The following is a 19,618-nucleotide window of genomic DNA, read 5'->3' as shown; positions in this document are numbered from 1 at the left end:
CACGGCCGAATGGTTGGCATGCATCCGGGCAATCCGGCCGGCACTCAACAGCAACCCTACTCCAGTGAGAAATGTCCGGAGAAGTGACACGATGGGACACATGACGGAACGCTCTCTACCCGCTGCGCCGCTCGCATTCCACCATGAGGGGCATGGACCCAATGCCTCCACAGGCGTGGCGATTTGCCATGGATTCACAGGAAGCCCGCTCAGCATGCTCCCTTGGGCTGAGTACTTGGCCTCCCAGGGATTTGCTGTTTCCGTGCCTCTGCTCCCCGGCCACGGAACCAGTTGGCAGGACCTGGCCACCACGCGTTGGCAGGACTGGTACCGGACCTTCGAGCAGAGCTATGTGGACCTCGCCTCCAAGACGGAGAGCTGTTTTGTGGCGGGGCTGTCCATGGGAGGCGCACTTGCCCTTCGGGTAGCCTCACTGCACGATGTTTCCGGGCTGGTTCTGGTCAACCCGGGCCTCAGCTTTTATGACCGCAGGGTGAAGTACGTGGGCGCCCTCAAGTACGTCATGAGGACCACCACTCCCATAGAGGAGGACTCACCAGCACCGGCCACCGCTGAAACCGGCGACTATTCCAAGACATCACTGCAGTCGGTGCATGAACTCAAGAAGCTTTTCCGCGCGGCCACCCGGGGTTTGCCTCATGTTGAGGCCCCCGCCCTGGTGTTCAAATCCTCGGTAGATGGCGTCATCCCGCCCAGTTCAGTGGCCACCATCAGCAAGTACATTTCATCCTCGCGCCTGAGAGTAGTCACCCTCCCCCACAGCGGGCATGTGGCCACCTTGGATGTTGACGCACCCACCATTTTTGAAGAATCGGCCCACTTTTTCCGTCAGCACGCCGGTGACAGAGTAGCCTCAGAGTCATCATGAAAATGCTCCCGGATTTCTCGCCGTTCCATAGCAGCTGGAATGGGGTTGGGCCGCGCGTTGGCGTAGTCCTGTCCCACGGGTTCACGGGGAGCCCCCACAGCGTCAGGCCGTGGGCCCAACACCTTGCTGAGGCTGGCTATGCCGTGAGGCTGCCTTTGCTGCCCGGGCACGGCACGTCGTGGCAGGATATGGCCACCCGCTCATGGCGGGAGTGGCATCGTGCCGTGGACGATGCTTATCTCGAGCTGGCTTCCGAGTGCGACTACGTTTTCTCTGCGGGACTGTCCATGGGTGGAACTTTGGCATTGCGGATCGCGGCCACCCGTCCTGTCGCAGGGACGGTGGTGGTGAACCCCGGGCTGGTCCTGGACGATCCCCGGGCTGTGATCGTAGCCGCGCTCAAGTACGTGGTGAAAACCACTCCGGCGATCGCCAACGACATCCTCAAACCGGATCAGGACGAGGGCGCCTACACCAGAACACCAGTCGCGGCCGCGCATCAGCTCAAGAAGATGTACAAAGATACGGCGGCCATCCTGCCCCGCATCAGCTCACCCGTCCTGGTCTATAAGTCAACGGTGGACAACGTGATTTCGAACGCGAGCCTGGAACTCCTCCGTTCCCGGGTTCAGGCACCAGTGGACGTCAGCTACCTCCATAACAGCCGTCATGTGGCCACCCTTGATAATGATGCGCCGGAAATTTTTGCCGGGTCTGTCGAGTTCATGCAAAAGACCGTAGCGGCCTTGGCAGGTCCCGGGCTTTTCTCCGAAAAGGACACAACCCATGAACAGGCCTGACCCCAATTCCGCTGATCAAAGCGCCAATAAGGACGACGACGCCGTGTGGCAGGATCTGGTGGCCCGGTTGGAGGCCACAGAGTCCGGCCCGGCAGGGGCACCTCCCGCGGACAGCTACGGGATCCAGGACGCAGATCCCCGGCAGTTAATGCCAGGGCACGGGAAGTCTTTCAAGGACTTCGATCCGCTGGGCCTCTCCACCCCGGCGCAGCAACCGATACCCGATCCGGCAGCGGCGCGCACAGACGCCGAGGCACCCGGCAGACCGCCCGGGCCCCGGGACTTCGAGGTGGAGGACGAGGACCATACGTTCGTTCCCGAAGAGCCCCCAAGCCTGGCGGGAACTGAGCCACTGGTCATGCTGGCGTGGGTTGGTGCTGTGGGCGGGCCGCTCGCGCTGCTCTTCACTGCCATGTTCTGGAGGTCTGCCCCGCTGACGGCCACTTTGGGCATCGTGGCAGTTTTTGTGGCATCGGTGATTTACCTGATTACGCGGCTTCCGCAGGAGAAGAATGAGGACGACGACGGCGCCCGCCTCTAGTTGCTAGCTCCGCGCCCGGCCGCTGACCCGGGAAAGGTCTGCCGCACCGATCATGCCGGCGCGCGGACCGAGTGCCGCCAGCTCTATCCTGGCCATGGGCCGGAAACCCCGCCCGGTCAGGTTTTTAGCGAACGATTCCCTGGCCGGCCCTGCGAGCAACTCCCCCGCATCGCAGAGCCCGCCGCCGATCACGAACATTCCGGGGTCCAGCGCTGCGGCGAGGTTGGCCAACCCCAAACCCAGCCATTCGCCTTGGTCGGCAATGAGCTCACGCGAGGTGGCATCACCCTCCAGCGCCAGCGCGGTCACGGCCGCCCCGGACAGGTTTTCTGCGGTGCCGCCCGCCTTTTCCAAGAGCGCGCAACCTGCCGGGGAGTTGGTTCGCACCAGTTGCCTGGCTTCCCGCCCCAGGGCGTTTCCGGAGGCGTACTGTTCCCAGCATCCGCGGTTGCCGCATTCGCAGCGGTGTCCCCCCGGGAAAATGATCTGGTGCCCGAATTCCCCGGCCACGCCGTAGCGCCCCCGTTCCACGCGGCCATCCATGACCATGGCTCCGCCGATGCCCGTGCCCAAGGTGATGCACACCAGGCGACTTTCGCCCTGACCTGCACCAAACCGCCATTCCGCCCACGCGGCGGCGTCGGCGTCGTTGGTCAGCAGGACCGGACGCCTCAACAATTTCTGGAGGCTGTCCCTCAGGGGCTCGTTACGCCAGGCGAGATGCGGGCTGAACAGCACCGTGCCGCCGTCGAGGTCCATCCAACCGGCGGCGCCGATTCCCACCGTGGCGATCCGGTGGCCTGCGCTGAGTTCTTCTACAAGTTCCACGATGGTCCGCTCGACTGCACGGGGGTCCGCGCCGGGCGTGGACCTGCGGGCCTCGGCGAGGACCCGACCCTCGGCATCCACGACGCCCGCGGCCACTTTCGTGCCGCCGATGTCAATCCCGATCGCCAGGCCACGGCGACCTAAATGGCTCCGGCGGGCGGCCCAGGGCGCATCCCTCCATGCCGAGGCCGGGGGCTTGGGTCTGACCAGGGAAGTGGACCGTAGTGCGGGCATCCCATCATCCTATTCCGCAGGGCATGGCCGCATTCGCATTCCTCGGCCCAGAAGGCTCCCATTTGCTTGAAATGACTGCCGATCCGTAAAGTTACTCGCCAGTAGGTGAAATAGAACACACCACCGCGAGCGGGCATACTAGAGTGAAAGCAGCCCCTCGTGGCCCGTGGATATCAAAGGAGCTACCGTGCGTGAAATAAGTGTTCCTCCCCTTGTGAATATTGCCCCGGAAACCAACATCACGGACTTCGTGATCCGCGAGGCAGCGAAAGCGTCCAACCCTGCCCTTTTCTCCAAGCTGGATAAGGATGGAAAGTGGCAGGACATCCGTGCCAAGGACTTCCTTGCAGACGTCAGGGCTCTGGCAAAGGGACTCATCGCCAGCGGCGTTGCTGTGGGCGACCGTGTGGGCATCATGTCCCGTACGCGCTACGAGTGGTCCCTTGTGGACTTCGCCATTTGGTTTGCCGGAGCTGTTTCCGTACCGATCTACGAAACGTCCTCTCCCTCACAGGTGGCATGGAACCTCGGCGACTCCGGGGCTGTTGCCGCCTTCGGCGAAGCGGCCCACCACGAGGACATCATCCGCCAGGCTGTTGCCGCGGAGGACATTACGTCCGTGGCCAATGTCTGGCAGCTTGAAGGCGCCGGACTCGACGCCCTACGCGCTGCAGGCGCCGGCGTCCCCGACGACGAACTCGAGTCCCGCCGTTCATCGGCCGGCCTCAAGGATCTCGCAACGATCATCTACACCTCCGGCACGACGGGCAGGCCCAAAGGCTGCGAGTTGACGCACGGCAACTTTGTGGAACTGTCCGAAAACGCCCGCGCATCCTTGCCTGAGATCATCAACGAGTCCGGCAAGACCATCATGTTCCTCCCCCTCGCCCACGTCTTCGCCCGTTTTATTTCCGTGCTGGCTGTGGCCGGCGGCGTCCAGGTGGCACATACCCCGGATATCAAGAATCTGCTGGCTGACCTGCAGAGCTTCCAGCCGACGTTCATCCTGGCTGTACCCAGGGTCTTTGAGAAGGTGTACAACTCGGCACTGACCAAGGCGGAGGACGGCGGCAAGGGTGCCATCTTCCACCGCGCAGTGGATACGGCAATCGCCTACTCCAAGGCACGCGAAGCCGGTTCGCTGGGTCTTGGGCTCAAGCTCAAGCATGCCGTCTTCGACAAACTCGTCTATGGGAAGCTCCGCGCCGCCATGGGCGGTAATGTCGCGCACGCCGTCTCAGGCGGCGGCCCCTTGGGTGAACGCCTGGGCCACTTCTTCCAAGGCATCGGCCTGCAGATCCTGGAGGGCTACGGCCTGACGGAGACCACCGCCCCGATCTCGGTGAACACGCCGTCCATGATCAGGATCGGCACCGTCGGCGCCCCGTTGCCGGGCAACTCCGTGAAGATTGCCGACGACGGCGAAATCCTTGCCAAGGGCGTTTGCGTCATGCGGGGCTACTACAACCGTGAAGACCTGACGGCCGAAACGTTCACCGACGGCTGGTTCCGTACCGGTGACATTGGAGAACTGGACAACAACGGCTTCCTCAAGATCACTGGCCGCAAGAAGGAAATCATAGTTACCGCCAGCGGGAAGAACGTGGTTCCTGCCCTGCTGGAAGATCAGATCCGCGCGGATGCTTTGGTTTCCCAGGTTCTGGTGGTGGGCGACAACCGGCCGTTCATCGGTGCCTTGGTCACCCTGGATGAGGAAGCGCTCCCGGGCTGGCTGGACCGTCACGGACTGCCCGCAAGCACCACTCTTGCAGAAGCCACTGACCACGCAGTAGTGAAGGCCGCAGTCCAGGAGCTCATCAGCAAGGCCAACCAGTCCGTTTCCCAGGCCGAGGCCATCAAGTCCTTCAGGATCGTCCCGGCGGACTTCACTGAAGCCTCAGGGCACCTGACGCCGTCCCTCAAGGTCAAGCGTGCGCAGGTCATGAAGGACTTCGACGCCGTCATTGAGGAAATGTACACAGCGCCCCGCGCTTCGTAGCCACAACGAATCACAAAAAAGTACCCCGTCCGGATTCCGGACGGGGTACTTTTTGGTGCTGATTGCTAGCCGATCACCAGCAGCAAGTCCCCACCCTGGACCTGCTCTACCGAGGAGATGGCAAGGCGCGAGACCGTGCCGGCAACCGGCGCCGTGATGGAAGCTTCCATCTTCATGGCTTCAATGGTGGCAACGGTATCGCCGACGTTGACGGCATCGCCCACCTTGACGGTGACGGTAACTGCGCCGGCAAACGGGGCGGCAACCTGACCAGGCTGTGCCGGATCCGCCTTCTCAGCTGCCTTGACATTGCTGACCACTGAACGGTCACGCACAACCACCGGTCGGGACTGCCCGTTGAGCGTGCACATCACGGTGCGCATGCCCTTCTCGTCAGCTTCCGAGACAGCCTCAAGCTGGGCAATGAGGCGAACGCCCTTCTCCAACTCGATGACGTGCTCTGCGCCCTGCTGGAGGCCGTACAGGTAGTCACGGGTATCCAGCACGGAGATGTTCCCGTAGGTGTCCACGCTCTTCAGGTAATCCTTGGTGGGTCCGGCGAAGAGCAAACGGTTCAGCGTGTGCTGTCGCGTCTTGGAGTCGCCCTTCAGCGCTGCACTGTCCTCGGCACTGATCTCGACGTCGCGCACCTTGACGCTGCGGCCTTGAAGGGCCTTGGTGCGGAACGGCTCGGGCCAGCCTCCGGGAGGATCACCGAGTTCGCCGGAGAGGAACCCAATGACAGAATCCGGGATGTCGTAGTTCTGCGGGTTCTCGTTGAAATCCGCGGGATCGGCGTTGAGTCCGACGAGGTGCAACGCGAGATCGCCCACCACCTTGGAGGACGGTGTGACCTTCACCAAGCGGCCAAGGATGCGGTCGGCCGCCGTGTACATGTCCTCGATGGCCTCGAACTGCTCCCCGAGTCCCAGGGCGATGGCCTGCTGGCGAAGGTTGGACAACTGGCCGCCGGGGATTTCGTGCTGGTAGACGCGCCCTGTGGGACCCGGCAGGCCGGATTCGAAGGGAGCGTAGACACGGCGAACAGCTTCCCAGTAGGGCTCCAGTGCGCCAACGTTGGCCAAGCTCAGGCCGGTATCGCGGGGCGTGTTGGCCAATGCTGCAACCAATGCAGACGCGGCAGGTTGGCTGGTGGTGCCGGCCAAGGACGCGGCTGCCACGTCAACAGCGTCCACACCAGCGTCAACAGCGGCCAGCAAGGTTGCAAGCTGCCCACCCGCGGTGTCGTGCGTGTGTAGGTGCACGGGCAGGTCGAAGCGCTCACGGAGCGCCGACACCAACTTCGCGGCAGCGGCCGGACGCAGGAGGCCCGCCATGTCCTTGATGGCCAGGATGTGAGCACCGGCGTCGACGATCTTCTGGGCCAGGTCCAGGTAGTAGTCGAGGGTGTACAGGTCCTCGTTAGGGTCCAGAAGGTTGCCGGTGTAGCACAGGGCAACTTCGGCAACGGCCGTCCCGGTGGCACGCACAGCCCGGATGGCGGGGGCCATCTGGTTGACGTCGTTGAGGGCGTCAAAGATGCGGAAGATGTCGATGCCCGTAGCGGCGGCCTCGTTGACGAAAGCCTCCGTCACTTCTTCCGGGTACGGGGTGTAGCCCACAGTGTTGCGGCCGCGGAGCAGCATCTGGATACAGGTGTTCGGCAACGCCTTGCGCAAAGCAGCCAAACGGTCCCACGGGTCCTCACCAAGGAAGCGGAGCGCGACGTCGTAAGTTGCCCCGCCCCATGCCTCCACGGAAAGCAGCTCCGGCATCAGCGCCGTCACTGCCGGGCCTGCTGCCACGAGATCGCGGGTACGGACACGTGTTGCCAGCAGGGACTGGTGTGCGTCACGGAAGGTGGTGTCCGTGACGGCCAGCGCCTGCTGTTCACGAAGTGCCTTCGCGAAGCCTTCCGGCCCAAGTTCAATCAACTTCCGGCGGGAACCCGAGGTGGGAACCGGGCCATCGATCGCGGGCAGCTTGCTGGCAGGGTCCGAATGAACTGTGAGTTCACCGTTTGGCTTGTTCACGGTAACCTCGGCAAGCCACGTCAGCAGCTTGGTTCCGCGGTCCGCAGAGATGTGTGACTTGAGCAGCTCAGGGCGCTTGTCGATGAAGTCTGTGGCCACGTTTCCGGCGTTGAAGTCCGGGTCCGCAAGAACCGCCTGCAGGAACGGGATGTTGGTGGACACGCCACGGATACGGAACTCAGCCAAACCACGACGTGCGCGGGCTACGGCTGCAGGATAATCACGGCCACGGCAGGTCAGCTTCACCAGCATGGAGTCGAAGTGCGGGCTGATCTCGGCACCCGAGTAGACCGTACCGCCGTCGAGCCTGACCCCGGCGCCACCGGCAGAACGGTAGCCGGTGATCTTTCCAACGTCAGGACGGAAGCCGTTGGAGGGATCCTCGGTGGTGATACGGCACTGCAGCGCAGCACCCTTGATGAACACCGAGTCCTGGCTCAGCCCCAGGTCCGCGAGGGTTTCCCCTGAAGCGATGCGCATCTGTGCCTGGACGAGGTCCACATCGGTGATTTCCTCAGTGACGGTGTGCTCAACCTGGATGCGGGGGTTCATTTCAATGAAGACGTGCTGTCCGGCCCGCTCCCCCTCCGTGTCCACCAGGAACTCCACGGTTCCGGCGTTGACGTAGTTCAGGGCCTTGGCGAACGCAACGGCATCGCGGTAAAGGGCCTGGCGGATATTCTCATCCAGGTTCGGCGCGGGAGCGATTTCCACCACTTTCTGGTGACGGCGCTGCAGCGAACAGTCGCGCTCAAAGAGGTGCATGACGTTGCCTTCGGCGTCAGCCAGGATCTGCACTTCAATGTGGCGGGGACGCAGGACTGCCTGCTCAAGGAACATGGTGGGATCACCAAAAGCCGCATCAGCTTCGCGCATGGCGGACTGCAAAGCTTCGGGGAGAGCCTCGCGCGTCTCCACGCGCCGCATTCCGCGGCCGCCACCGCCGGCGACGGCCTTGGCGAAGATCGGGAAGCCGATCTCGTCGGCTGCGGCGATGAGCTCGTCCAGGTCCTTGGAGGGCTTGCTCGACTTTAGGACAGGGACGCCGGCCTTGCGGGCGGCCTCCAAAGCGGCAACCTTGTTACCGGCCAGCTCCAGTACCTCCGCCGGCGGACCCACAAAAGTAATTCCTGCCGCCTTGGCAGCACGGGCGAGGTCCGGGTTCTCGGAGAGGAAGCCGTAGCCGGGGTAAATGGCGTCAGCGCCGGCTTCTTTGGCGACGCGGACAACCTCCTCTACGTCCAGGTAGGCGCGGACGGGATGACCCACCTCGCCGATCAGGTAAGCTTCGTCGGCCTTCTGCCGGTGGATCGAGTTACGGTCCTCATGCGGAAAGACAGCTACGGTCTTGGCGCCCAGTTCATAACCAGCGCGAAACGCCCTGATCGCGATTTCGCCGCGATTGGCCACCAGAATTTTCGAAAACATACTTCTCCTGCATCATTGCGGGTGGATCGGTCGGTGGTCACAGTGTGTAGTGCCGCCAGCATCAAACACAAATCTTTGTGGCAACCATCACAAAGGATTCGTCATGTGGGCTGTATATGCGTGCGCGCGATCCGACGGCGTGCTAGTGGCGAACCTGATCCCTGGGCGGTCGGGCGCGTAGAAAGCGGGAATCAGACGCGATGCACCATATGATGTTGAGGGGGCTTCGGCAAGCCCCGGCTCCGGCGCTTCCGGAGCGAATCAGCGCGATACGGCAACCGGCGTTAGGTTTTGGGTTTTCAAGTGCAAGTAGTCAGCATCAGCAGCCTCAAGGGTGGAGTGGGAAAGACGTCCGTAACCACCGGTCTGGCGTCCGCGGCCCTCGCAGCAGGAATATCCACATTGGTGGTGGATCTCGATCCGCACGCCGATGCCACCACGGCACTTGGCGTTCAGCCAGGCGGACAATTGGACATTGGCCGGATGCTGAAAAGCCCCCGGAAAGCCAACTTGCCGGGCAATGTGGCCGGTAGCAGCTGGGTTTCCAACGGCTCAAGCAACGGCACCTTGGACGTCGCAGTCGGTTCGGCCTTCACGGGTATTTACGACCGCCCGGATTTGGGCAGGCGCGACCTCCGCAGGCTTTCCGCGGTGCTGGCAGGTGCCAGCAACTACGAGCTCGTCCTGATTGACTGCCCGCCCTCCCTTAACGGACTGACCCGCATGGCGTGGAGCGCCAGCGACCGGGTAGTCCTCGTGGCCGAGCCTGGGCTTTTTTCAGTTGCCGGCACGGAGCGTACCATGCGCGCCATTCAGCTCTTCCGGCAGGAGTTCGCTCCCAACCTGGCCCCGGCAGGGATTGTGGCGAACCGGGTTCGGACCGGATCCGTGGAGCACACCTTCCGCTTGGCTGAAATGGAATCCATGTTCGGCGAACTGCTGCTGACACCCCACATTCCGGAGCAAGCCAACTGGCAGCAGATCCAGGGTGCAGCGCACTCCGTTCATCACTGGCCCGGGGACTCGGCAAAGAACGCAGCCAAGCTCTTCGATGGCTTGCTCGAAAACCTCCTGGCCGGTCAATCCGCAGTGCGGGACCGTCGCCAGCGCTAGCCGGCAGCGTTTGCCGCCACCATGAGGCGCCGCCACCAAGCACGCTTAAGCATCGAAAAGGCCTCGTCCCTGCAGGGACGAGGCCTTCGATCGCTAATTCTGATTCCCGGGCAAGCTGTTAGCTGATACGCCGCGCGACGCGTCGCTTGCCCAGTTCGTCGTCGGGAAAGGACTGCTCACCAGCGTGCTCACTGGGCAACGCGGCCAGGCTTCCTTCTACTTCCCGCCATACACGTCCCACCGCTATGCCGAAGACGCCTTGTCCGCCCTGGACGAGGTCGATGACCTCATCAGCAGATGTACATTCGTACACGCTGGCACCGTCGCTCATCAGCGTTATTTGCGCGAGGTCCTCAACGCCCCGCTCGCGGAGGTGTTCGACCGCGGTGCGGATCTGTTGGAGTGACACGCCGGTATCAAGGAGGCGCTTGACCACCTTGAGCACCAGGATGTCGCGGAAGCCGTAGAGCCGCTGCGAACCGGAGCCGGCAGCACCGCGGACAGCGGGCTCAACCAAGCCCGTACGCGCCCAGTAGTCCAATTGGCGGTAGGTGATGCCTGCCGCTTTGCAGGCAGTGGGACCGCGATAGCCCGCGTCCTCGTCCAGCACAGGAAGGTCCTCGGTGAAGAGCAGACCCTGGGCGCCGGATGCGGGCGCAGCAATGCCGGCAGAGGACTGCTTCAGCTCGCCTGCTTCGCCTTTCGGACTCACGTGACCTCCTTGTTCTCAGTTCCCTTGGGGACGGTGCATACCTGTTACAACGGCGAAATGCAGCAGTGTAATTCCCGCAAGTCCGCACCTTCCAGTGTGACTTGCGCAGGCAGTGTATGCAACGGGAACTTGATAACTTCGACGTTAGGCCTGTGGAGCGCCGAGGTCAAAGACCTTCGCCTCAAAATCCGGTCGTGTCGAAAGTTTCACCCTCAACTTTAGGCTTAGGGTGGATCAGCCTTCGAAATCTTCCGGTTCAACGTCGTCCAGGAACTCCCGGAACCGGCGCATTTCGCGCTCTTCGTCCACCGCGGGATCCGGCTCCGAATCCTCGCCTTCATCGTGTTCAGTGATACGAACGCCGGCTTCCTCCATCACAGCATCTGCGCACCAGATGCGGCACTTGGCACGCAGCGCCAAGGCCAACGCGTCAGAAGCGCGCGAACTGACCACCGTGCCGTCGTCGAACTGCAGTTGCCCATAGAAGATGTTGTCCTCCACGGCCACAATGTTCACGCTGATGATGGAGTGCCCCAAGGACTCCACAACGTCCACCAGGAGATCGTGGGTCATGGGCCGGGGCGGGACAACGCCCTGCTGCGCCAGGGCGATGGCGCTGGCTTCAGGAGTTCCAATCCAGATGGGAACGTGGCGTTCTCCGTTGATCTCTCGAAGCAGCACCAACGGCTGATTGGAAGGCAGCTCGATCCGGACCCCGACGATTTCGACTTCGATCATCAGCTGTCCATCCGTGAGATACGGTCGTGCACCAAGGCCCTGTGCAGGGTCAGGCAGAGATCACTGATCTCCCGGGCAGCCTCAGCTGCCCGGGCCTGGGACGCGGCATCCCGTCGAGAGGTCAAGGGGGCAACAGCCCTCTCCACCAGGCCGAACTCCCGCTCAGCGGCAGCTTGGAAGGGCCTGAGGTGCCGGGGCTCCAGTCCGTGGCCTTCCAACTGCACACAGGCTCGCGCCACCTGGAGGGCGTGTTCGTCAAACTTGCCACCCACGTGACTGATCAACCCGAAGCTCAGCAATGATTCGAGCATCGGCACGCTTGCGCCCGACTCGGCACGCAGCTGCTCTTCCGTGAGGGCACGGGCGCGCCCCTGCACTTCCGCTGCCATTTCCGCAGAGACCACCCGGGGCGACACTGTGACACCGGGAGGGAGATTCTCCGGCCTCTCGCCGCGATCGATTGCGTCGAGATAGTCCTTGATGACCTTCAGCGGCAGATACTGATCACGCTGAAGGGCCAGGACGAAGCGGAGTCTCTCAACATCGCTGTCTGCATACTGACGGTAGCCGGCAGGAGTCCTCCTGGGATTGATGAGTCCCTTTTCCTCAAGGAACCGGATCTTGGACGCCGTCATACCGGGAAAGTCTTCACTCAGCTGGGCAAGGACTTCCCCGATATTCAGGACCTGCGGTCCGCGACGGTCCTGCTGGGCCATAGCCACAGGCAGATACCCCGTCAGACTTGGCCTGCTGCGCGAACAGGGCTCAGGTAGTAGGTCAACCGGAACTTGCCGATCTGTACCTCGCTGCCGGTCTTCAGCTGCACGCGGTCCACGCGGTCGTGATTGACGTATGTACCGTTCAGGCTTCCCATATCCACCAGCTCGAAACCGGACTCAGACCTAATGAACTGAACGTGCTTGCGCGATACCGTGACGTCGTCCAGGAAGATGTCAGCATCCGGGTGACGTCCCGCCGTGGTGGTGTCCGCATCCAACAGGAAACGAGCACCGGCATTGGGGCCGCTGTGCGCTATGAGCAGGGCTGAGTTCGGCGGAAGCGCGTCTACGGACGCACGCTCTTCAGGTGCCAACTTGGGCGCAATGCTCGGCTCGTCCCACGTAGGCGTAATGCTGATCGAGGTGGTCTCCGACGACGGCTGTTCCTCCGCGCCGTTCCCGACATTGGCTTCATTCTGTTCGCCGCCAACCATGGAATTTCCTCCTCATCCGCCGGCAGTTCCAAACCCTGCCGGCACTTCCGCCTCCCGGTACCGCCGGGCAAATCGGTTGCTGGCCCGCCGTCCCGCTTTCCGGTTTATGGAAAGCAGCCTGACGGGCCAGATAACTTTAGCCTACCTGTTGTTCGTACTCCGATGCACTGAGCAGGGAATCCACTGCATCAGCTTCTGCGAGCTTTACTTCAATGAGCCATCCCTCGCCGTACGGGTCGGAGTTAATCAACGCCGGATCAGTGTCCAGGGCGTCATTTCGATTGGTGACTTCGCCGGTCACCGGAGCGTAGATGTCACTGACGCTTTTGGTGGACTCCACCTCGCCAACAACCTCATTGCCGGTGATTTTTGTGCCAGGCTCGGGCATCTGGGCGTAGACGACGTCGCCCAATGCGTCCTGCGCGAAATCGGTGATGCCAATGCGCACAACGCCGTCGGCATCTGGAGCGGTCACCCATTCGTGTTCTGCGGTGTAGGAAAGTTCTTCCGGAATATTGCTCACTGGTGGCCTTTCATCGGGACATTTACGAACCTCGACGGCGGCCTGTGCTGATGGCCACCGCTGAAAGTATAGGCACATTTCCCCTGTACCTATTGGGGGTCTCTGCCATGATTGACCCATGACCGAGCAAGTACAAGTACCAGCTCGGAAAAAGCGCAATTGGGGCGTAAATAATCCAGGTCACCACGCCTCACACCGCTTGAGACGCATTGAAGCCCGCCACGGATTGTCCGTGGCGGGCTTCTTTGTTTCCCGGCCGGGCCTTGGAGCCCGAAACCAAACCCCGGCGTCAGGCGATGGTGGCCCCATGCGGTTCGCGTTCGACGTCGGGAGTTACAGCAGGTGCCGCAGGTCCCCCGCGCCGTGCTGCTGCAGCCGCAGCCAGCATCACCAGCAGGGCAGCAAGGGTGATGCCGGCTCCAGCCCAGATGGGCGAGGTATAGCCAAGTCCTGCGTTGATAGTGACCCCACCGAGCCAGGCTCCGAGGGCATTCCCCAGATTAAAGGCACCGATGTTGGCACCGGACGCCAGCGTGGGTGCTGTGGAGGCGAAATGCATCACTCGCATTTGGAGCCCCGGGACGGTGGCAAAACCGAAACCGCCCATGAGCGCCAGTGACACCAAGGTTGCGATGCTGCTCGAAGCGGTGAGGGCGAAGAAGATCAACACCGCCACAAGTCCGGAAAGGATCACCATCAGCGACTTGTCCAACGCTTTGTCCGCGGCCTTGCCGCCCAGGAAGTTGCCAACGAACAGACCGCCACCAAAGAGCACCAGGAGCCACGGCACGGCCCCCGATTCGAAGCCGGACACCTCGGTAAGAGTGAAGGCAATGTAGGTGAACGCCCCGAACATGCCGCCAAATCCAAGGATGGTCACGATGATGGAGAGCCATACTTGTCCTGACCTGAAGGCGCCCAACTCGCTGCGGAGCCCCTTGGTGGGTTCCGTGGTGGCTTTGGGAACCATCAGCGCGATGCCGAGCAGGGCTACAACTCCGATGGCGGTGATCGCCCAGAAAGTTGAGCGCCAGCCGAAGTTCTGACCAAGCAGCGTACCGAAGGGAACGCCGAGGACGTTGGCCGCGGTAAGGCCCGTGAACATGATGGCGATGGCTCCGGCCTTCTTGTGGGACGGTACCAGGCTCGCTGCTACCACCGAACCGATACCGAAGAACGCGCCGTGGCACAGCGCAGCGACCACACGGCCAATCATCATGGCCGCGTAGCTGTCAGCAACGGCGGAGAAGAAGTTGCCGGCGATGAACAAGACGAGCAAGCCAATGAGAACCGGCTTGCGCGGCAGCCTGGTCACAGCAGCCGTCACCAGAAGCGCACCAACTGTGACGCTGAGGGCATAGCCGGAGATGAACCAGCCGGCAGAAGCCTCGCTGACCTGGAAGTCGGCAGCAACTTCCGGCAAGAGGCCCATAATCACGAATTCGGTCAGTCCGATGCCGAATCCGCCGAGGGCAAGGGCAATCAACCCTGCGGGCATGTGGAGCTCCTTAAATGATCGGTTCCGGCCAAAAGTGGAAGTGCGTCGACGGGAACCGTAGAATAATAGTTGCAGACGCTTCATATATAGTTGCACACGCTAGGTACTTGCGCAAGCAACTACTTTGCCATGCGTCGCGATTCACAGGACATCGAGTCAGGAGCACAGGACACATGGGCATCAAGGATGACGCCGTCGAAGTACGGGCACAGGGGTGGCGCACCCTTGCGGCCCTGCACGGGAGCATCGAAACGGAGCTCGAGAAGGCCCTCCAGGCGTCGAGCGACCTGTCGGTAGTGGAGTACACAGTGCTGGACGCGCTCAGCCGCCAGGACGGCTGGCACATGCGGATGCAGCAACTGGCCCGGGCCACAGCGCTCTCCAGCAGCGCCACCACCCGCTTGGTCAACCGGCTTGAGGACCGCGGCCTGCTCACCCGCATCCTGTGTGCGGACGACCGCCGCGGCATCTATACCGAGCTGACACTTCCCGGCCAGAAGCTCCTGGAAGCAGCAAAGCCCGTGCATGACCAGACCCTGGCCTCCGCTCTTGAGGCCGCCGCCACCGTGCCCGAACTTGAGCCCCTGGTGCGGGCACTGGGCGCATTGCAGGCGGTCTAGCCCAACTCCCCCGGCCTTGCCCGAATTCTCCGGCGCTCAACGGCGAGGGAATCGAACAAGGCCGGGATGCGCCATTAACGACCAAAGGCCGGAATCATCGTGTTTCCACGTGATTCCGGCCTTTATGGTCGGGCTGACAGGATTTGAACCTGCGACCCCTTGACCCCCAGTCAAGTGCGCTACCAAGCTGCGCTACAGCCCGCTGGTTCCACCGTTCTCCGCCTAAGTTTTCCTCCGAAGAGTCTCACCTAAGCAGTCCGGCCGAACCACCTCCAAAAGCTTACACGAAGTTGGAGGTCGGAGACGCCATCACAGCCAAAGTGGGCTGTGATGCCCGTCTCATTTAGCGCTTCTTGCCACGCTTTTCGCGCACGCGCATGTTGACCTCGATGGGCGTGCCCTCAAAGCCGAACGTTTCGCGGAGGCGGCGGGTGATGAAGCGACGGTATCCGGGGTCCAGGAAGCCGGTGGTGAACAGCACGAACTTCGGCGGGCGGCTGGATGCCTGGGTGCCAAAGAGGATGCGCGGCTGCTTGCCGCCACGGACCGGGTGCGGGTGCGCTGCCACGAGCTCGCCCAGGAACGCGTTCAGGCGTCCAGTGGGAATGCGGCGGTCCCAGCTCTCCAGTGCGATATCCAGCGCAGGGACCAGGCGGTCTTTGTGCCAGCCGGTCTTGGCCGAAATGTTCACGCGGGGAGCCCATTCAACGTGGGCAAGGTCCTGCTCGATTTCGCGTTCGAGGTAACGACGGCGTTCATCGTCCAGCAGGTCCCACTTATTGAAGGCCAGAACCAGGGCACGGCCGGACTCGATGGCCAACTGCAGGATGCGGACATCCTGCTCGCTGAGGACCTCATCGACGGCAAGAAGCACGACGGCGACCTCCGCCTTCTCGAGCGCGGCCTGCGTGCGCAGGGAGGCGTAGAAATCTGCGCCCTGTGCCATGTGCTGGCGGCGGCGGATACCCGCGGTGTCTACGAAGCGCCACGTGCGGTCGCCAAGTTCGATGAACTCGTCAACCGGGTCACGCGTAGTACCGGCCAGCGGATCCACCACGACGCGCTCGGAGCCCGCGAGCTTATTGAGCAGGGAGGACTTACCCACGTTCGGGCGACCAATCAGGGCGATGCGGCGAGGACCGCCTGAACGCTCCACACCGTCCACCAGGGAGAACTCGGGCAGGGTGTCCATGACGTGGTCCAGAAGGTCGGCGACCCCGCGTCCGTGGAGGGCCGAAACCGGATATGGCTGGCCAAAGCCCAAGCCCCACAGTGCAGCAGAATCAGCTTCCTGGGCGAAGTCGTCCACCTTGTTGGCCACCATGATGACCGGCTTCTTGCTCTTGCGGAGCATCTTCATGACGCCCTCGTCCGTGGCCGTAGCGCCAACGGCGGAGTCCACGACGAACAGTACGGCGTCGGCAAGCTCCACGGCCATTTCGGCCTGTTCAGCTACGCGGGCGTGGATGCCCTTGGCGTCGTGCTCCCAACCGCCGGTGTCCACCAGGGTGAAGTTGCGGCCGTTCCAACGGGCCGAGTACATGACGCGGTCGCGGGTTACACCCGGGGTGTCCTCAACAACGGCTTCGCGGCGGCCAAGGATGCGGTTAACCAAGGTGGACTTACCCACGTTCGGGCGTCCGATGATGGCCAGGACCGGGTCCAGCTTGAGGGGACCTTCGTCGCCCTCATCGCCATATTCACCGCTGAGCAGCGCGGCGTCTTCTTCGTCGAGCTCGTAGTCCTCCAGGCCTGCCCGGAGGGTGGCCGCGCGGAGCTCTGCCTCGTCGTCGTCCAGGGCCGCCAGGTTTTCCGCCACCTGGTCGGTGCCGGTGGGCGTGTATTCGTCGTCGCCGGCTCCGTGGAGGCCGGATTTTTGAGTCGTATCGCTCATTGCACTTTCCTTAGTGGTGGTCTGCCGGCGTCCCGGCTACTGCTGAGTGGCGGTGCTGCGAAGTGGGTTTACCGGGCGCAGGTTCCAGGGGAAGGCCCTGGCCTGTGGCCCGGATGGCGTCCTGGACGTGACCGGCCAGGGCTTCACGGATCTCCGTAGCCGCCCTGTCCATTGAAACACGCCCCGGTTCGCCCTTCCGGCGCTTCACCGTGATGGGTTCGCCGAAGCTCACATGGAGCTTACGGCGTGGTTTGGGGATATGGTCGCGATGCTCATCATCCTGACGGGTTCCGAGGATGGCAACCGGTATAACAGTGGCTCCCGTGGTGAGGGCGAGCCACGCAACTCCGTTGCTGATGTTTTCTGCCGAGCCGCTCCCCCCGGGTTCCTTCGGGAAGAATCCCTACGCAACGACCGGCGTCGAGCAGTTTCTTGCCGACATGCAGGGCGGTGCGGTCGCCGGCCCGGTCCACGGGGATCTGTCCGGATCCTCGCAAAACCTTGCCCAGGAAGCCCTTGAACATCTCTTTCTTAACCAGGATGTGCATAGGACGCGGCGACGCGCCGAACATCACCGGCCCGTCCAGGAAGCTGATGTGGTTCGCGGCGAATACCACCGGTCCGGCCGCAGGGACGTTGCTTTTGCCCGCCACGATGGTCCGATAAATGACGTGGTCCAGGAGCCAGCCAACGGGTCGGCTCCACAACCTGCTCCCGGCGGAGGGCAGCTGAGTCTCAGTCGCCATAAATAACCTTGCTCACGATCGCCAGCGCGGTCTCCACCGTTTCCTCAAAGTTCAGATCGGAGGAATCGAGCGTCACCACTCCGTCGGCGGCTTGGGTGAAGTTCACCACCGTTGAGTCCTTGGCGTCACGCTGGATCACCTGGGCTTTGAGCTGCTCCTTGGTTTGCGTGCCGCCCAACTGGATCCCACGACGCCGCAGCCTGGCTTCCTCACTGGCGGTCAAGAGCATGCGGACCTCAGCATTGGGGACGACGACGGTGGTGATGTCACGTCCTTCCACCACCATGCGGCGGTGGTGCTGGTCGATCAGTTCACGCTGGCGACGGATCAGCTCGGTGCGGGCACCAAGCGTGGTGGCCACAGCACTGACCGACGAGGAGATCAAAGGATCCCGGATCTCGTCCGTGATGTCCGTGCCATCAACCGCCACATATTCCGTGGCGGTAGTGGTACTGATCTCCAACGGCATGATCTTGGAAGCCTGTTCCACCGCGGCACCGTCCTGAAGGTCAACGCCGGTCTTAAGGCAGAACCAGGTCAGGGCACGGTACATGGCACCGGTATCGAGGTACGCCAGCTTCAAGCGCCGGGCGACTTCTTTGCTGACGCTGGACTTGCCGGACCCCGATGGGCCGTCGATCGCGATCACGAGCGGCTTGCCGGGGCGGGCAACTGTCTCCGGGCCAAAGAATTCACGCGTCATTACTGGAGTACCCGCCATCCACGGTCAGTCAAAGCTTCAACAAGGAGGTCATGCTTGCTCGGAAGCACGGAAAGTTCCACCATGCCCACGTTTTGTCCGGAGGAATGGTCCAGCCGAAGGTCTTCGAGGTTCACACCGATCTCACCGATTTCCGTGAGGAGGTGCGCGATCTGGCCCGGTTTATCATCCACCAGGATGGTGAGCCACGAGTACGCCTGGGGAGGTCCGCCGTGCTTTCCCGGGATCCGGGCCTGGCCTGCATTGCCCTCACTGATCAGTTGGGCGAGGTCCAGCCGCGCGCCGGGGGCGAGGGGTTCTTCCAAGGTGCCGATCAGACGGTTCAGGTCCTCACGCACACCATGCAGGATGGAAACCACCTTTTCCGCGTTGCCGCCCAGGATCTGCACCCAGAGGGTGGGATCGCTGGCTGCAATGCGGGTGGTGTCCCGGAGTCCGTTGCCCGCCAAGGACAGGGCATGCAACGGCGTACCCTGCAGACGGCTCGCCAGAAGGGAGGACATGATCTGCGGCAAGTGAGACACCAAGGCCACGGCTTCATCGTGCTCGTCGGCGGTGAATTGGGAAACAATTGCTCCCAGATCTCCCGCCAGCGAACGTGCGGTTTGGAGTGCAGCATCCGAGGTTTCTTCGGAGGGGCAGAGTACCCACGGCATGGACGTGAAAAGCTCTCCCCTGGCCGCAACCGGACCGGACTTCTCCCTACCTGCCATGGGGTGGGTACCCACGTAGCGGGCGAGGTCAACGCCGCGTTCCCGCAACTGCGCCTGGATGGTGGCCTTGACGCTGGCAATATCAACCACCACCGCTGAAGCGTAATCCGCCAGTGCCTTCTGCACGACGTCGGCGGTAACGTCCGGCGGGGCCGCGACAACTACCAGTTGGGGTTGTTCATCCAGCTCCCCCAGTGGCCGTCCCGCACCGATGTCCACCGCCACCGCCTGGTTGGTGGGCGAGGGATCAAACAGGTACACGGGAACTCCCCGTCCGCGCAGACCCAAACCGATGCTGGCCCCCAGTAAACCTGTCCCGAGAACGACGACCGGGCCATCAAGATGGCCCCGGCCGTGCGTACCGAATGCCGACAT

The 19,618-nt window shown here is 62.7% G+C and carries 17 protein-coding genes, 1 tRNA gene and 1 pseudogene; 6 read left to right on the top strand and 13 right to left on the bottom strand.

Annotated features, from left to right (window positions below):
• Positions 1–100 precede the first annotated feature (100 nt).
• Genes HAV21_RS18745 through HAV21_RS18735 form a run of 3 tightly spaced genes read left to right on the top strand, consistent with a single transcriptional unit; the run spans position 101 to position 2,230 of the window.
• A complete protein-coding gene (locus HAV21_RS18745; RefSeq protein WP_142939546.1) occupies positions 101–889 on the top strand; it encodes an alpha/beta fold hydrolase in 789 nt (262 codons plus the stop codon).
• The gene (locus HAV21_RS18740) at positions 886–1,689 is read left to right on the top strand and encodes an alpha/beta fold hydrolase (protein WP_166842731.1); all 804 of its coding nucleotides are present in this window, start codon (positions 886–888) and stop codon (positions 1,687–1,689) included. The genes HAV21_RS18745 and HAV21_RS18740 overlap by 4 nt, the downstream gene beginning before the upstream one ends.
• Positions 1,676–2,230 (top strand): hypothetical protein, encoded by a 555-nt coding sequence (locus tag HAV21_RS18735; protein ID WP_142939548.1) that lies wholly within the window; start codon positions 1,676–1,678, stop codon positions 2,228–2,230. The genes HAV21_RS18740 and HAV21_RS18735 overlap by 14 nt, the downstream gene beginning before the upstream one ends.
• A 3-nt stretch (positions 2,231–2,233) precedes the next feature.
• Here the strand turns inward: HAV21_RS18735 and HAV21_RS18730 are convergent, their stop codons facing one another.
• Complete coding sequence (locus HAV21_RS18730; RefSeq protein ID WP_142939549.1) at positions 2,234–3,292, bottom strand: ROK family protein; 1,059 nt, start codon at positions 3,290–3,292, stop codon at positions 2,234–2,236.
• 187 nt (positions 3,293–3,479) lie between these two features.
• Between HAV21_RS18730 and HAV21_RS18725 the strand changes: the two genes are divergently transcribed.
• Positions 3,480–5,291 (top strand): long-chain fatty acid--CoA ligase, encoded by a 1,812-nt coding sequence (locus HAV21_RS18725; protein ID WP_142939550.1) that lies wholly within the window; start codon positions 3,480–3,482, stop codon positions 5,289–5,291.
• 65 nt (positions 5,292–5,356) lie between these two features.
• On the opposite strand, the gene HAV21_RS18720 is transcribed toward HAV21_RS18725, so the two are convergent.
• Positions 5,357–8,752 (bottom strand): pyruvate carboxylase, encoded by a 3,396-nt coding sequence (locus HAV21_RS18720; protein ID WP_166842730.1) that lies wholly within the window; start codon positions 8,750–8,752, stop codon positions 5,357–5,359.
• A gap of 303 nt (positions 8,753–9,055) precedes the next feature.
• Between HAV21_RS18720 and HAV21_RS18715 the strand changes: the two genes are divergently transcribed.
• A complete protein-coding gene (locus tag HAV21_RS18715; protein ID WP_142939552.1) occupies positions 9,056–9,865 on the top strand; it encodes a ParA family protein in 810 nt (269 codons plus the stop codon).
• A 118-nt stretch (positions 9,866–9,983) separates the two neighbouring features.
• Here HAV21_RS18715 and HAV21_RS18710 read toward each other — a convergent pair whose 3' ends face one another.
• From HAV21_RS18710 to HAV21_RS18685, 6 genes are all read right to left on the bottom strand, one after another.
• Positions 9,984–10,577 (bottom strand): MerR family transcriptional regulator, encoded by a 594-nt coding sequence (locus HAV21_RS18710; protein WP_142939553.1) that lies wholly within the window; start codon positions 10,575–10,577, stop codon positions 9,984–9,986.
• 234 nt (positions 10,578–10,811) lie between these two features.
• Positions 10,812–11,315: a bifunctional nuclease family protein gene (locus HAV21_RS18705; protein ID WP_017200817.1), complete on the bottom strand. Its 504-nt coding sequence runs from the start codon at positions 11,313–11,315 to the stop codon at positions 10,812–10,814.
• On the bottom strand, positions 11,315–12,031 hold the full coding sequence (locus tag HAV21_RS18700; RefSeq protein WP_166842729.1) for a MerR family transcriptional regulator: 717 nt from the start codon (positions 12,029–12,031) through the stop codon (positions 11,315–11,317). Before HAV21_RS18700 ends, HAV21_RS18705 begins: the two co-directional genes overlap by 1 nt.
• Before the next feature lie 20 nt (positions 12,032–12,051).
• On the bottom strand, positions 12,052–12,528 hold the full coding sequence (locus HAV21_RS18695; RefSeq protein ID WP_142939555.1) for an FHA domain-containing protein: 477 nt from the start codon (positions 12,526–12,528) through the stop codon (positions 12,052–12,054).
• A gap of 136 nt (positions 12,529–12,664) precedes the next feature.
• A complete protein-coding gene (gene gcvH / locus HAV21_RS18690) occupies positions 12,665–13,051 on the bottom strand; it encodes a glycine cleavage system protein GcvH (RefSeq protein ID WP_011774387.1) in 387 nt (128 codons plus the stop codon).
• A 289-nt stretch (positions 13,052–13,340) separates the two neighbouring features.
• On the bottom strand, positions 13,341–14,549 hold the full coding sequence (locus HAV21_RS18685; protein WP_166842728.1) for an MFS transporter: 1,209 nt from the start codon (positions 14,547–14,549) through the stop codon (positions 13,341–13,343).
• A 173-nt stretch (positions 14,550–14,722) separates the two neighbouring features.
• Here HAV21_RS18685 and HAV21_RS18680 point away from each other — a divergent pair, with 173 nt between their 5' ends.
• Positions 14,723–15,169 carry a MarR family transcriptional regulator gene (locus HAV21_RS18680; protein WP_166842727.1) on the top strand — a complete coding sequence of 149 codons (447 nt, stop codon included), beginning with the start codon at positions 14,723–14,725 and terminating at the stop codon, positions 15,167–15,169.
• Between the two features lie 125 nt (positions 15,170–15,294).
• Here the strand turns inward: HAV21_RS18680 and HAV21_RS18675 are convergent.
• The 5 genes and pseudogenes from HAV21_RS18675 to HAV21_RS18655 all read right to left on the bottom strand — a co-directional run bounded on the left by HAV21_RS18675 (position 15,295) and on the right by HAV21_RS18655 (position 19,618).
• A tRNA-Pro gene (locus tag HAV21_RS18675) sits at positions 15,295–15,371 on the bottom strand.
• Between the two features lie 141 nt (positions 15,372–15,512).
• Positions 15,513–17,063: a ribosome biogenesis GTPase Der gene (gene der, locus HAV21_RS18670; RefSeq protein ID WP_024820440.1), complete on the bottom strand. Its 1,551-nt coding sequence runs from the start codon at positions 17,061–17,063 to the stop codon at positions 15,513–15,515.
• 10 nt (positions 17,064–17,073) lie between these two features.
• Positions 17,074–17,809 (bottom strand): annotated as a pseudogene (locus HAV21_RS18665) (lysophospholipid acyltransferase family protein).
• A complete protein-coding gene (gene cmk / locus HAV21_RS18660; protein WP_166842726.1) occupies positions 17,799–18,512 on the bottom strand; it encodes a (d)CMP kinase in 714 nt (237 codons plus the stop codon). Before cmk ends, HAV21_RS18665 begins: the two are co-directional and overlap by 11 nt.
• Positions 18,512–19,618, bottom strand: a complete 1,107-nt coding sequence (locus tag HAV21_RS18655) for a prephenate dehydrogenase (RefSeq protein ID WP_166842725.1) — start codon at positions 19,616–19,618, stop codon at positions 18,512–18,514. Before HAV21_RS18655 ends, cmk begins: the two co-directional genes overlap by 1 nt.

The organism is Paenarthrobacter sp. MSM-2-10-13 (genome assembly GCF_011605365.1).
In the GTDB taxonomy this organism is placed as follows: Bacteria; Actinomycetota; Actinomycetes; order Actinomycetales; family Micrococcaceae; genus Arthrobacter.
The sequence above is the reverse complement of the archived record's forward strand: the minus strand, read 5'-3'. Positions and strand labels throughout refer to the sequence as shown.

Bases quoted from the DNA above. Each gene is read 5' to 3' on its own strand.
- HAV21_RS18745 (WP_142939546.1), top strand. From the start codon at position 101: ATGACGGAACGCTCTCTACCCGCTGCGCCGCTCGCATTCCACCATGAG.
- HAV21_RS18740 (WP_166842731.1), top strand. From the start codon at position 886: ATGAAAATGCTCCCGGATTTCTCGCCGTTCCATAGCAGCTGGAATGGG.
- HAV21_RS18735 (WP_142939548.1), top strand. From the start codon at position 1,676: ATGAACAGGCCTGACCCCAATTCCGCTGATCAAAGCGCCAATAAGGAC.
- HAV21_RS18730 (WP_142939549.1), bottom strand. From the start codon at position 3,292: ATGCCCGCACTACGGTCCACTTCCCTGGTCAGACCCAAGCCCCCGGCC.
- HAV21_RS18720 (WP_166842730.1), bottom strand. From the start codon at position 8,752: ATGTTTTCGAAAATTCTGGTGGCCAATCGCGGCGAAATCGCGATCAGG.
- HAV21_RS18705 (WP_017200817.1), bottom strand. From the start codon at position 11,315: ATGATCGAAGTCGAAATCGTCGGGGTCCGGATCGAGCTGCCTTCCAAT.
- HAV21_RS18700 (WP_166842729.1), bottom strand. From the start codon at position 12,031: ATGGCCCAGCAGGACCGTCGCGGACCGCAGGTCCTGAATATCGGGGAA.
- HAV21_RS18695 (WP_142939555.1), bottom strand. From the start codon at position 12,528: ATGGTTGGCGGCGAACAGAATGAAGCCAATGTCGGGAACGGCGCGGAG.
- HAV21_RS18685 (WP_166842728.1), bottom strand. From the start codon at position 14,549: ATGCCCGCAGGGTTGATTGCCCTTGCCCTCGGCGGATTCGGCATCGGA.
- HAV21_RS18680 (WP_166842727.1), top strand. From the start codon at position 14,723: ATGGGCATCAAGGATGACGCCGTCGAAGTACGGGCACAGGGGTGGCGC.
- der (WP_024820440.1), bottom strand. From the start codon at position 17,063: ATGAGCGATACGACTCAAAAATCCGGCCTCCACGGAGCCGGCGACGAC.
- cmk (WP_166842726.1), bottom strand. From the start codon at position 18,512: ATGACGCGTGAATTCTTTGGCCCGGAGACAGTTGCCCGCCCCGGCAAG.
- HAV21_RS18655 (WP_166842725.1), bottom strand. From the start codon at position 19,618: ATGTCGGCATTCGGTACGCACGGCCGGGGCCATCTTGATGGCCCGGTC.